Genomic DNA, 12152 nt, shown 5'->3' on the forward strand with positions numbered 1-12152 from the left:
TCCCCGCCTCGCCCAACCCCTGAGCCAAGGCGCGAAGCCGAGCTACCCGCCGTCCCTGAGCCCACCCGTCCACCTCACCCCGAAGGGAGTCCCGACACGAACCCACACCATCCGCGCCTCGCCTGACCCATGAGTCAAGATGCGAAGCATGGAGACCTTGACGCTGGTCGGCGTGCTCGCCGGGTCGCTCGGGCTGACCGCGGTCGCCCGGCGGTTCAATCTTTCCGCGCCGCTGCTCATCGTGGTGGTCGCGCTGGGAATCGCGCTGATTCCCGGCGTTCCGCGGGTCGAGTTGGAGCCCGAACTGATCCTGACCGTCGTGCTGCCGCCGTTGCTGTACTCGACGTCGCTGGAGAGTTCGATCTCCCACTTTCGTGCGAATCTGCGGCCGATCATCACGCTCGGCGTGCTGCTCGTCGTGGCCACCGCGTTCGTGATCGCCTTCGTCGTGCATCTGCTGCTGCCCGACCTGCCGTGGGCGTCGGCGCTGGTGCTCGGGGCGGTCGTGTCTCCGCCGGACGCCGTGACGGCCGTCGCGATCGGGCGGCGGCTCGGGCTGCCTCGGGGCGTGATGACTGTGCTCACCGGCGAGAGCCTGGTCAACGACGCGGCCGCGCTGACGCTGTACAAGGTCGCGCTCGCCGCAGTGGCCGGGACGGCGGGGTCGCTCGGGCACGGGTTCGCGGTCTTCGCCGTCGCGACGGTGGTCGGCATTCTCGTCGGGCTGGTCGCGGGCGGGGTCGTCGAGCTGATCCGCACGAGGCTGGACGATCCGCTGCTGGAATCGGCGTTCGGGATCGTGGTGCCGTTCGCGGCGTACGTCACCGCGGAGCATCTGCATCCGTTCGGGGCAGAGTTCAGCGGGTCCGGCGTGCTGGCGGTCGTCACGGCGGGGCTGTTCCTCGGGCACCGGTCGTTGCGGGCGTCACCGGCGACGCGGGTGCAGGACCGGTCTGTCTGGGCATCGATCGACGTCATGCTCGAAGCGCTGGTGTTCGCGTTGATGGCGCTGCAGCTGCCGTTCGTGCTCGACGGGGCGCAGCACGCCGCACGGGACAACGGGACGCTCGCGTTGTCCGCGGTCGTCGTGTTGCTCGCCACGATGTTCGTGCGGATCCCGGCCGTGTTCCTGTCCAGCTACCTGCCGCGGTCGCTGCAACTTCTCAGACGCACCAAGCACGATCCGCCGGCCTGGCGTTCGCTGGCGGTGATCTCCTGGACGGGCATGCGCGGCGTCGTCACCATCGCCGCCGCGTCCGGTGTTCCCGCGGATACTCCTGGCCGCGCCGAGATCCAGCTGTTCGCGTTCGCCGTCGCGGTCGGGACCGTGCTGATCCAAGGTCTCACCCTGCCGCCGTTGATCCGGTTGCTCAAGGTCCAAGACCCGGACGAGGATGCCCGCGACCAGGCCGAGGAGCTGGCCGCGCGCAAGGTCGCCCAAAAAGCCGCGCACGAACGGCTGCGTGAGCTTGCTCGAGATCAACTGTCCACATTGGACATCGAACCGGAGAAGATGAAGCGGCTCGAGCAACGGCTGGAACGCGTGGTGGACACCCGTTACCGGTTCGCGCAGGCCGCGATCACCCTGTCCGGCGAGGAGCGTCGCGACAGTCCGCAGGCACAGTTCGCCAAGGCGCGGCGGGAACTCCTCATCACCCAGCGTGCGGCGATGATCGAGGAGAACCGCGCCGGACGCCTTGACGACGACGTCCTGCAGAAGGTGCTGCGCGAACTCGACCTGGAAGAAATGTCAGTGACGACAACCCTTACGAACCGGATGAGTTGAGCGCGCCCGCCAACCGCCAGGTGCGCCGCCGGTCCTCGTCGGTGTGCAGGGCGGTCTGGGTGAGCAACACGTCGGTCGCGCCGGCGTCGAAGTAGCGCGGCACGCCGGCGGCGACCGTCTCCTCGTCGCCGATCAGCACCAGCTCAGCCGCGTTTTCGATGCCGCCTGCCTCCAGAACGCGCCGGTACGACGGGATCGAGCCGTAGAAACCGAGTTGCTGCGCCGCGATCTCGCGCACCGCGTCGACGTCGCTGGTCACCACGGCCGGAACGGCGGCGATCACTCGCTTGCCAGGACCGATCCCGGGCACGATGAGGTCCGAAAGAGCCCGCGGGCTGGCCAGGTACGGCAGCGTGCCGTCTGCCAGTTCCCCGGTGACGCGCAACGCCTGCGGACCCATCGCGGCGACGACCACCGAAATCGGTGCCGCCGGCGCGGGCTCCGACAGGTGCGCTTCCACCGTCGAGCCGGTGAAGTCGACCTGTTCCCCGGCGAACACCGAGCGCAACACAGTCAGGTACTCCCGTAGGTGCCGCACCGGCGGCGGATACGGCGTGCCGTAGACGGGTGCGAGAAAGTTCTTCGCCCCCAGACCGATGCCGAGAGTGAACCGCCCGCCGGACGCCTCGCTCGCCGTGCGCGCGGCGGAGGCCAGCACCAGCGGATGCCGCGGATAAATCGGCACCACGGACGTGCCGATCTCGACCCGGGAGGTCACCTGCCCGGCCAGCGCGGCCGCCGCCAGCGCGTCATGGCTCGAGGGCAGTTGGGCGAACCAGATCGATGCGGCGCCAGCCTCCTCGGCCTCGCGTGCCTGGTCCAGCAATTCGGTCACCGTGATGTTCGCCTGCGGAAGGGCGGGCAAGGTCAGTCCGACGCTCATACCTTCAAACTATTCAGCAACACCACCGGTTTCTCACCAGCCGGAACAAGCGCGCGGCTTTGTGCCAGCCGCGGTCTCAGCCGACGAGAGCCCCTGCCCGACCGTCCGGCGCACCCGCACCCTGGACGCCCGACGACCGCAGGAGGAACTGATGTCCCTGACCGACGTCATCGACGGCACCCGCCAAGCCGTGCAAACGGACCGGCACAACGCGGCGGTGTCGTTCAGCGTCGACCACGCACTGGCCGCGAACACGAAGACAGTGGTGGACGTCCGGGTGCGCGACCACGCGTTTACCGTCGACGAGCCGCCCGCCCTCGGCGGCACCGACCAGGCGGCGAATCCGGTCGAGTACGCGCTGGCCGCGCTCGGCTCCTGCCAGGTGATCACGTACCAGTTCTGGGCGGCCCGCCTCGGCATCCCGCTGGACGCGGTCCGGGTGAAGGTGGACGGAGACCTGGACCTGCACGGCTTCTTCGGCTTCGACGAATCGACCCGGCCCGGTTTCAGCGACGTGCGGGTGTCCGTGGAACTCGACGGCCCGGCCGCGCCCGAGGTCTACGAACAACTCCGCCGCGCGGTGGACGAGCACTGCCCCGTGCTCGACCTTTTCCGCAACGAAACCCCAGTCACCACAACGGTTCGCTGACGAAAACGGCCAGGCCGGTACGAAACCAGCCTGGCCGCTCAACCGAAAGAATCAGGCGAACTCGTGCCGCACGATCGTCTGCTCGCGCCCCGGACCGACGCCGATCGCCGAAACCCGGGCCCCCGACAGCTCCTCGATCCGCTCCACGTAAGCGCGCGCGTTGGCCGGCAGCTCGTCATACGTGCGGCAGGCCGAGATGTCCTCGAACCAGCCCGGCAGCTCTTCGTAGATCGGGACCGCATGGTGCACGTCGGTCTGGGTCATCGGCATGTCCGAGGTCCGGAAGCCGTCCACCTCGTAGCCGACGCACACCGGGACCTTCTCCAGGCCGGACAGCACGTCCAGCTTGGTCAGGAAGTAGTCGGTGATGCCGTTGACCCGCACCGCGTAGCGGGCGATCACCGCGTCGAACCAGCCGGTGCGCCGCGAGCGGCCGGTGGTGACGCCGAATTCGCCGCCCTGCTTGCGCAGGTACTCGCCGGACTCGTCGTCCAGTTCGGTCGGGAAGGGGCCGGAACCGACGCGGGTCGTGTAGGCCTTCAGGATGCCCAGCACGGTCGTGATGCGGCCCGGGCCGATGCCCGAACCCGCGCTCGCGCCGCCGGACGTCGGGTTCGACGACGTGACGAACGGGTACGTGCCGTGGTCCACGTCGAGCAGCGTGCCCTGCGAGCCTTCCAGCAGCACCGTCTCGCCGCGCTCCAGCGCCTGGTTCAGCTGCAGCCGGGTGTCGGCGATGCGGTGCGCGAACTTCTCGCCCGCCGCGAGCACCTCGTCGGCGACCTGGTCGGCGTCGAGCGCCTTGCGGTTGTAGACCTTGACCAGCACCTGGTTCTTGAACTCCAGTGCCGCCTCGACCTTCTGGCGGAAGATCTTCTCGTCGAGCAGGTCCTGCACGCGGACGCCGACGCGGGCGATCTTGTCCTGGTAGCACGGGCCAATGCCGCGGCCGGTGGTGCCGATCTTGCGGCTGCCCAGGTAGCGCTCGGTGACTTTGTCGATCGCCACGTGGTAGGGCATGATCAAGTGCGCGTCGGCCGAGATCAGCAGCTTGCTGGTGTCGACGTCGCGCTCCTCGAGACCCGCCAGCTCGTCCAGCAGCACGCCCGGGTCGATGACCACGCCGTTGCCGATGACGTTCGTCACGCCCGGCGTCAGGATCCCCGACGGGATGAGGTGCAGCGCGAAGTTCTCGCCGTTCGGCAGCACGACCGTGTGGCCCGCGTTGTTGCCGCCCTGGTAGCGGACGACCCACTGGACGCGGTCGCCGAGCAGGTCGGTGGCCTTGCCCTTGCCCTCGTCCCCCCACTGGGCACCGATCAGCACGATGGCCGGCATGTGACACTCCAGGTGTTCGGCAATAGGAATAGTGCTCCCGGACGGGGGCACGGGTGGCGCTGGTAAATGCCGGTGCATGACTTTAACGGAGGACGCCGGGGTGCGCGGAATAGTGGTGGCCTGCGGGGCCGCGGCGGATCTGCCCGCGCGGCTCGGCGACGTCCCGCTGGTGCACGCCAGCCCCCTTCCCGGCAAGGCGGAAATCGACCCCTTGCTGGGGGAACACGAGCGGCTCGTCGTGCTGGGCACCGACGCGGACCTCGCCGCCGTGGTGGTGCGTCTCATGCGCCGCGAACTCCTCCCGGGCGTGTCAGTCGGTTTCGTGGCCACTGAGACCGGCTCTCGCGTCGCGGCGCACTGGCGGTTGCCGTCGGACCCGGACGAGGCGTTCGCGCTCGCCTGGAAGGGCGAGGACGCCGAGATCTCCCTCGTGCGCGACGACACCGGCGGCGTGCTCCTCGGGCACGCGACCCTGCGCGATGTCAAGGGCCAGGCGTATTGCGACGAACAGGTGGCTTTCGACGGATTGGTTTCCGGCATCGAGGTCGCACCGGACGAGTCCGGAGTCACCGCCCGAATCACCCGCGGCAAGCTCCTCAAACGGTCCTCGACGTATCGCGGGCGCGCCTTCCAGCTCGGCTGCGTGCCGACGTCTTCGCTGGTCATCGACGGTGTCCCGCAGGAACGCGAGATCACCCGGCGGACCTGGTACCGGCACACAGCCGATCTTCGAGCGGTCTGCGGCTGACCCGATAGCGCCGGACGAGTTCAAGCCAACTTGGACTCTCGGTGACTTTCTGTTTACTGAAGGTCGGTTTCCTGTCACCTGACGGTGTTGCGCACGCCACTTTCGTGGTCAAAGGTGAATCAGTCCCGCATCTGACCAGGAAGGCAGCAATATGCCGACCACTCGTACAGTTCGCAACTCTTTGACCGTCCTGGCCGGCGTCGCACTGCTCGGCTCGGTCACGGTCGGCGTCGCCGACGCCACCCCGCCCGGCATCCCGTCGGCGGCGACCGCGAAGAGCCAGCTCGCCGGTCTCGCGGTGAAGCCGGACGGCTCGCAGACCGGCTACAGCCGCGACAAGTTCCCGCACTGGATCGACCAGGGCAACAGCTGCAACACGCGCGAGATGGTGCTCAAGCGCGACGGCGCCAACGTCAAGGTCGGCTCCGACTGCGCTCCGACCTCGGGCACCTGGACCTCGCCGTACGACGGGGCGACCTGGAGTTCTCCGTCCGATGTGGACATTGACCACGTGGTTCCGCTCGCCGACGCGTGGCGCACCGGCGCGTCGTCGTGGACCACCGCGCAGCGCCAGGCCTACGCCAACGACCTGACCGACCCGCAGCTGATCGCGGTGACCGACAACGTGAACCAGGAAAAGGGCGACAAGTCGCCGGACCAGTGGAAGCCACCGTCCACCGGATACTGGTGCACCTACGCCAAAATGTGGGTGACGGTCAAGGCCAAGTTCAAGCTCACCGTGAATTCGGCGGAGAAGTCTGCGCTGACGGACATGCTGGGGCGCTGCTGACCCGATCAGCCCTACCGCGGGCACCGCCGCCGTCCTATGGTCCGAACCCATGAGGAAGATCACGGCGGCGGTGCTGGCGGTGTTCCTGGTGCTCTGCGGAGCGGTCCCGGCGACGGCGGCGACCGGGCGCAGAGTCGTTGTCTACTACCAAACTACGCACCAAAACGGGTCGTACATCTCCCCGTTGGGGCTCACCGACCACGACGTCGGCGTCACCGACGTGATCGTCGGAGCCGTGCACCTCAACGACGGCGGAACCATGACGCTCAACGACGATCCGCCGTCGGACGGCAAATTCACGCAGATGTGGGCCGATCTCGCCACGATGCAAAGCAAAGGCGTGCACGCGCTCGCTTTCGTCGGCGGCGCGGCCAAGGGCAGCTTCCAGCGTCTGGAACAGGACTTCGACACTTACTATCCGTTGCTGCGCAACCTGATCCGCGACCATTCGCTGTCCGGCATCGATCTCGACGTCGAGGAGCAAATGTCGAACGACGCGCTGAACCGGGTGATCGACGCGCTGCGCAACGACTTCGGCCCGGACTTCCTGATCACGCTCGCGCCGGTCGCAACCGAACTGAGCGGCGGTGGCGGGCTTTCCGGTCTCGACTACGACCGGCTCTACCGCGAACGCGGCGACCAGATTTCCTGGTTCAACGCTCAGTTCTATTGCGGCTGGGGTTCACTGGCGGATACCTCGGGCTACGACCAGATCATCGGCCACGGCGTCGTTCCGGCGAGCAAGGTCGTCGCCGGAACGGTCACGAATCCCGCTAACTGCAACGGTTACGTCGATATGCCGACGCTGAAGAACACCGTCGGCAGTCTCGTGCAGAAGTATCCGGACTTCGGCGGCATCGACGGCTGGGAGTACTTCAACTCGCTGCCCGGCGACACCGCCGCGCCGTGGAAGTGGGCGCAGCAGATCGCGCCGACGGTCAAGGGTTAGCCAGCCGCAGGATTTCCCTTGCCAGCGCGTCATTCTGTCGGAAAGAGATCGCGTTCGTGCGCGGCCGCGTGAAGGCACCCGCCGAGCGGACGCTGGTGTGCGGACCCACCGCGAAGCGCCGCGAGTGCGTCGATCCGTCCACAGTGACCAGTCGGAAGTCGTTGAGCGTCGTGGCAATCCGGCCAGAAGGCAACGTCGCGCCGTCGACATCCGGCACGGTTTCCTCCGCCAGCGCACCGCTGTCCCGCAGGCTGCGCAAGAGCGGATCGGACACTCGCGGGACACTTGCGTCCGGCAGTCGTGCCTCGATCAACGTGCGTGCGGCGACCGTGTCCGGATGGCTGGCGCTCGACGCGACGAACGTTCCGGCAGTCTCGTCGGCGGCGATCGAGATGTCCGCGCCAAGGAACGACACGACGCCAGCGTCTTCGAGCGCGAGCAGTTCGTCGAGTCGACGTGGCGGCGGACCGCTTGCGTAGTAGGAGAAAAATCCGTGGAACCAGCCGTCCATATCGGACACTTGCGACGCGGCGGTCAGCCGTCCGGTCGCGAGCAACGCGGGCAGCTGGCCGATCACCGACAGCAGCGCCAGGAACGCGCCGAGATCCGCGCTGTGGTGTACATCCGCCCGGCGCGCAAGATCGGACTCGACGTATTTCCGCACCGCTTTCCCGAATTCCTCGCCGGAATCGAAGCGACGGCCCGCGAACGGACGATCCAACCGCTCAAGGTCAAGCCGATCTTCCAACGCAGGCACCGCAGCCGTAATCAGAGCGTCCATTTCGGACGTTCCCCACGGCAGATCGGCGAATTTGTCCGCGAAGACCGCGAAATCGGTACGGACGCGGTCCGGATGCCCAGTGAACAGCTCGGTGTAATACGCCCAGGCGAGTTCCTTCGCGATGAGCGGCCAGACGTCCGCACGAAAGTCGAGTGGACCGGTCAGGCCGTCAATGGCGCGTTTGTCGAAGAACCTCGGCAGCTGCAACGGTTTCCCGCGCAACCGATAGCCGGTCTTCGCGTGATACGGCACCCCACGCCGGGACCCGACGTGCAGCACCGGCTCAGCGCCGCTCGGGTGGTAGCGCAGGCCGCCACACGGCAACTCCTCGAACCGGCCGCCGCGCCCCTCCGTGAGCAACAACATCAGGTCCACGAAGGCCAGCCCGAAACCGCGCACTAGCACCGGTTCTCCGGCGGGCACAGCGGAATAGTCGACGTCCGCGGTGTAGCCAGCGGGGTAGTAGGCCAGCTCGTGGTGCTCAGCGAACGACTCCAGCTCGCATTCGCGAGAGTCGGGGACCGCGTCGAGGTGGCCGACCGTCAGCACCACAGCGTCGGCAGTCACGGTCGTGCCATCGGAAAGCCGCACGGTCTCGTCATCGTCGATGCTCTCGGCCGTGGCGAGGTGCTCGACCACCGTGATGCCGGGCGGCAATTCGGCCACCACCTTGCGGTAGAACCACTCCAGGTATCGACTTTGCAACCGCCGGGTCGGGAAGTCCGTGGAGGCAAGCGTCTCGAACTCGGCGCGGACGTCGTCCGGCACCGGATACGCGAGGGTGCCCGCGCGCACCTGCCGCACCCACTCGATCAGCGACGGACCCGGCCGCACCGGTCCGTCGATCCGGACGGTGTCGTCGGTGAACACGGTGACGTCCTCGGGCATCGAGTTCATCCGCAGCAGCGGCGACTGCTCGTACCGCCACACGCGGCCGGGGCCGGGCGGGAACGGGTCGATGAGGTGGACTTCGACGCGCCGGTCGCCGAGCAGGCCGGCTGCGTTCGCGGACAGCCGTTCGAGGACGCCGACCCCGCGAGGTCCGGCGCCCACGATGGCGAGCGTGAACGTCGGGAGAGCGGTCACCCGGGCGAAGCTACGCGGCTGAGTGGCCGGGCGGCGGCGGTTCCACTCTGCGGACGGCCCACCCGAACGGATGTGTCACAAACCACAAAGATCGAACCGTCCCCGGCGGGGAGTGCGGAGCGCTATCGTCTGGACACGTGGCGAACTGACCGTGACCTGTCGGATACCGGCGAAAGAACCTAGAGAATCACCAACAGTCACGAGACACTGAGCTTGGCAACTCACTTCGTGTGACCGGCCCGTGACCAGGAGGATCTAGGGTCACCCGTTGGTCACTAGTGCGGCACAGTCCGCACACAGCAGCGGGGAGAACACGCATGACGACAGCACCGCACCGGGTCACGTTCCGCGAGGTGTTCGGAGTCGCCGAGTTCCGCGCGATGTGGTTCGGCGAACTGCTGTCGATCGCCGGTGACCAGCTTGCCCGCGTCGCGTTGTCCGTTCTCGTCTACGCCAACACCGGTTCCGCGACGCTGACCGGCCTCACCTACGCGCTCACGTTCTTCCCGTCGCTGCTGGGCGGCATCTTCCTCACCGGCCTCGCCGACCGCTTCCCGCGCCGGGCGGTCATGGTCACCGTCGACGCCACGCGTGCGGCGCTGATTCTGTGCGTTGCCATTCCCGGGCTGCCGTTCTGGGCGCTCTGCGTGCTCGTCGGCTGTGTTTCACTGCTGAATCCGCCGTTCAAGGCGTCTCAGCTGGCTTTGCTGCCGCAGGTGCTCGAAGGCGACCGCTTCGTGGTCGGCATGGGCGTCCGGAGCATGACGGTCCAGTCCGCGCAACTGCTCGGTTTCGCCGGCGGTGGCGCGCTGCTGCTCACGATGGACGCCCGCCTCGCCCTGGTGCTCGACGCGGGCACGTTCGTGCTCTCCGCGCTCTTCCTCCGCTTCGGACTGAAGGCCCGCCCCGCGGCGGCCAGCGGGGAAAAGCGCAAGCCGTTCCTGTCCACGCTGAGCGCGGGCGGCAAGGTCGCCTTCGCGACCAGTGCGTTGCGGTCCTTGATGGTCTTCACGTGGCTCGCCGGCCTGATGCCGGTGTACGAGGGCATTGCCGCGCCGTACGTCGCTTCCTCGGGCGGCGGGTCCGAAATGATCGGCTTCCTGCTCGCCGCCGACCCGGTGGGCAGCGTGATCTTCACGTTCATCTATACGCGGTGGGTGCCCGCCGGGATCCGGCCGAAGCTGATCGGCCCGATGACCGCGCTCGCCGCGATCCCGCTGCTGCTCTGCTTCCTGCAGCCGGGCCCGATCGTCTCGGTGATCCTGTTCGTGATCTCCGGCGGCTTCGGCACGATCGCGCTGCTGCAGGCGACGGCGTCGCTGACGGTCGCGGTTCCGGACGAGAGCCGGGCGCAGACGATGGGACTGTCGAACACCGGATTGACCACGACGATGGGCGTGACGCCGTTGATCGGCGGGGTCATCGCGGACCACGTGAGCGCGCAGACGACGGTCGGGATCTTCGGATTGGCCGGGCTGCTCATCACGATTCCGATCGCGATCGCGTGGCAGCGGACCGTTTCCGGGCAGGCCAAAGAGGGGTCTGCGAAGGAAGCCACACGCGCCGAACATGCCTAGTTACCCCGGCATGCCCCGCGCGTGAGGCTCTGACCTGCGCGACCTTGCGGTGCTGCTACGCGGTCACTGTTCCTTGCTGCGCATCGCTGGTCACCCTTCATCCGGCGTGTTCGGGAAAAATGTACACACCTAAGGCCCTTGTGGACAGGCGGCAAACGGTCTGAAACTGTGAGTAAGGCGAGTGTCACTGGAGATCCGCGCAAGACCCGGGGGGAAGAATGGTCACATTGGGGGAATTTTCTGGTCTGGGGCTGCGCGATGCGGTTTCCCGGTGGTCGCTCTGGTCCCGGCCGCGGCAGTGGGTCGCGGTCACGCTGACGAGCATGGCCGTCACGGTGGTGCTCACCGTGGTGAGCGCGCTGGTGTTCCCGGTCAGCCTCCGGCAGCTCGGCATCCTCGGCATGCTCGCCGGACTGGCGATCGCGCAGACCGAGGTCACGCGGCAGATCGAGCGGCAGCGCCGGATGTTGAGCCAGGGCCCGCACATCACCGTGACCTCGGTGTGGCTGCTTCCGGCGGCGCTGCTGGTGCCGCCGCAGCTGGTGGCCGCGCTGGGCGTGATCATCTACGTCTACCTGGCGTTCCGCAGCTGGAACGGCACGCGCCCCGGTGAGGCGCACCGCGTCGCGGCCAACGCGACCACGATGATCCTGTCCGGCTTCGGTGCCGCGCTAGCCGGACATCTGGCGACCGGCCACAGCGTCACCGTCGTAGTGGCGGGCGCGCTCGGTTATTTCCTGGTCAACACCGCGCTGACCGGCCTTGGTCTGTACCTGACCGACCCGGCGAAGGCGACGGCCGAGTCGTGCCTCGGCACGATGGACGACAACCTGATCGAGCTGGCGACCCTGTGCGTCGGCGGCCTGCTCGTGATGGTGCTGAGCCAGGAACCGCTGCTGTCGGTGCTGGTGATCCTGCCGCTGTACGTGCTGCAGCGCTCGATGCTGATCAAGCGGCTCGAGGAACTCGCGACCACGGACCAGAAGACGCAGCTGCTCAACGCCACCACCTGGCAGGAGGGCGCGCAGCGCGAGATTTCCCGTGCCGAGCGCGAGAACGGCAGCTTCGGCGCGCTGATGATCGACCTCGACCACTTCAAGCGGATCAACGACACGTTCGGCCACCTCGCGGGCGATGACGTGCTCAAAGCCGTTGCCGCCGTGGTGAAACAGGAGACCCGGGCGCACGATCTGGTCGGCCGTTTCGGCGGCGAGGAGTTCGTCGCGCTGCTGCCGTCGACGTCGAAGGAAGACGCGATCGTGACGGCGGAACGGATCCGGCAGCGGATCAGCGAGCTGGTGATTCCGACGCAGACGAACGAAGGCCAGTCCGTCGCGATCGAAAACCGCACCGCGTCGATCGGGGTAGCGGCGTTCCCGCTGGACGGGACGAGCATCGAGGAAGTGATGGCGGCGGCCGACGCCGCGGTCTATGCGGCGAAGAACAGCGGCCGCAACCGGGTCGTCGGCTCGGTCAACCCAGCCCGGGAACTCGCGGCGGTCGCTTAAGGACCTCGGACCCGGCCGGCACCCTCCCCCGGCCGGCCGGGTCCATTCCTTCGCGAC

The 12152-nt window shown here is 67.8% G+C and carries 10 protein-coding genes; 7 read left to right on the forward strand and 3 right to left on the reverse strand.

The genetic code is table 11. From position 1 onward, the window contains the following. Positions 1-148: 148 nt before the first annotated feature. Positions 149-1786, forward strand: a complete 1638-nt coding sequence (locus tag D0D37_RS14980) for a Na+/H+ antiporter (protein ID WP_116201141.1) — start codon at positions 149-151, stop codon at positions 1784-1786. On the opposite strand, the gene D0D37_RS14985 is transcribed toward D0D37_RS14980, so the two are convergent. After that, positions 1767-2669 (reverse strand): TIGR03564 family F420-dependent LLM class oxidoreductase, encoded by a 903-nt coding sequence (locus tag D0D37_RS14985; protein ID WP_116201142.1) that lies wholly within the window; start codon positions 2667-2669, stop codon positions 1767-1769. The genes D0D37_RS14980 and D0D37_RS14985 overlap by 20 nt on opposite strands. Before the next feature lie 151 nt (positions 2670-2820). Between D0D37_RS14985 and D0D37_RS14990 the strand changes: the two genes are divergently transcribed. Continuing rightward, positions 2821-3318 carry an OsmC family protein gene (locus tag D0D37_RS14990; RefSeq protein ID WP_116201143.1) on the forward strand — a complete coding sequence of 166 codons (498 nt, stop codon included), beginning with the start codon at positions 2821-2823 and terminating at the stop codon, positions 3316-3318. 51 nt (positions 3319-3369) lie between these two features. Here D0D37_RS14990 and D0D37_RS14995 read toward each other — a convergent pair whose 3' ends face one another. After that, complete coding sequence (locus tag D0D37_RS14995; RefSeq protein ID WP_116201144.1) at positions 3370-4656, reverse strand: adenylosuccinate synthase; 1287 nt, start codon at positions 4654-4656, stop codon at positions 3370-3372. A 76-nt stretch (positions 4657-4732) separates the two neighbouring features. Here D0D37_RS14995 and D0D37_RS15000 point away from each other — a divergent pair, with 76 nt between their 5' ends. From D0D37_RS15000 to D0D37_RS15010, 3 genes are all read left to right on the forward strand, one after another. Beyond that, entirely contained in the window at positions 4733-5404 is a 672-nt protein-coding gene (locus tag D0D37_RS15000) for a hypothetical protein (protein WP_244223518.1), read from the forward strand. 151 nt (positions 5405-5555) lie between these two features. Continuing rightward, positions 5556-6194, forward strand: coding sequence for an HNH endonuclease family protein (locus tag D0D37_RS15005; protein ID WP_167493533.1), 639 nt, complete (start codon positions 5556-5558; stop codon positions 6192-6194). A 49-nt stretch (positions 6195-6243) separates the two neighbouring features. Then, the gene (locus D0D37_RS15010) at positions 6244-7143 is read left to right on the forward strand and encodes a glycosyl hydrolase family 18 protein (protein ID WP_116201146.1); all 900 of its coding nucleotides are present in this window, start codon (positions 6244-6246) and stop codon (positions 7141-7143) included. Here the strand turns inward: D0D37_RS15010 and D0D37_RS15015 are convergent. Continuing rightward, on the reverse strand, positions 7133-9010 hold the full coding sequence (locus D0D37_RS15015; protein WP_116201147.1) for an FAD/NAD(P)-binding protein: 1878 nt from the start codon (positions 9008-9010) through the stop codon (positions 7133-7135). The genes D0D37_RS15010 and D0D37_RS15015 overlap by 11 nt on opposite strands. Before the next feature lie 317 nt (positions 9011-9327). Here D0D37_RS15015 and D0D37_RS15020 point away from each other — a divergent pair, with 317 nt between their 5' ends. Both D0D37_RS15020 and D0D37_RS15025 read left to right on the forward strand, forming a co-directional pair. After that, entirely contained in the window at positions 9328-10587 is a 1260-nt protein-coding gene (locus tag D0D37_RS15020) for an MFS transporter (protein ID WP_116201148.1), read from the forward strand. Positions 10588-10910: 323 nt separating this feature from the next. Continuing rightward, entirely contained in the window at positions 10911-12095 is a 1185-nt protein-coding gene (locus D0D37_RS15025) for a GGDEF domain-containing protein (protein WP_116201209.1), read from the forward strand. The last annotated feature ends 57 nt before the right edge of the window (positions 12096-12152 follow it).

The sequence above is a fragment of the Amycolatopsis circi genome, assembly GCF_003385235.1.
Lineage (GTDB): Bacteria > Actinomycetota > Actinomycetes > Mycobacteriales > Pseudonocardiaceae > Amycolatopsis > Amycolatopsis circi.

Excerpts from the sequence above, each read along its gene's own strand:
- D0D37_RS15005 (WP_167493533.1), top strand. The coding sequence starts at position 5,556 with ATGCCGACCACTCGTACAGTTCGCAACTCTTTGACCGTCCTGGCCGGC.
- D0D37_RS14990 (WP_116201143.1), top strand. The coding sequence starts at position 2,821 with ATGTCCCTGACCGACGTCATCGACGGCACCCGCCAAGCCGTGCAAACG.
- D0D37_RS15025 (WP_116201209.1), top strand. The coding sequence starts at position 10,911 with ATGGCCGTCACGGTGGTGCTCACCGTGGTGAGCGCGCTGGTGTTCCCG.
- D0D37_RS15020 (WP_116201148.1), top strand. The coding sequence starts at position 9,328 with ATGACGACAGCACCGCACCGGGTCACGTTCCGCGAGGTGTTCGGAGTC.
- D0D37_RS15010 (WP_116201146.1), top strand. The coding sequence starts at position 6,244 with ATGAGGAAGATCACGGCGGCGGTGCTGGCGGTGTTCCTGGTGCTCTGC.
- D0D37_RS14995 (WP_116201144.1), bottom strand. The coding sequence starts at position 4,656 with ATGCCGGCCATCGTGCTGATCGGTGCCCAGTGGGGGGACGAGGGCAAG.
- D0D37_RS15000 (WP_244223518.1), top strand. The coding sequence starts at position 4,733 with ATGACTTTAACGGAGGACGCCGGGGTGCGCGGAATAGTGGTGGCCTGC.
- D0D37_RS14985 (WP_116201142.1), bottom strand. The coding sequence starts at position 2,669 with ATGAGCGTCGGACTGACCTTGCCCGCCCTTCCGCAGGCGAACATCACG.
- D0D37_RS14980 (WP_116201141.1), top strand. The coding sequence starts at position 149 with ATGGAGACCTTGACGCTGGTCGGCGTGCTCGCCGGGTCGCTCGGGCTG.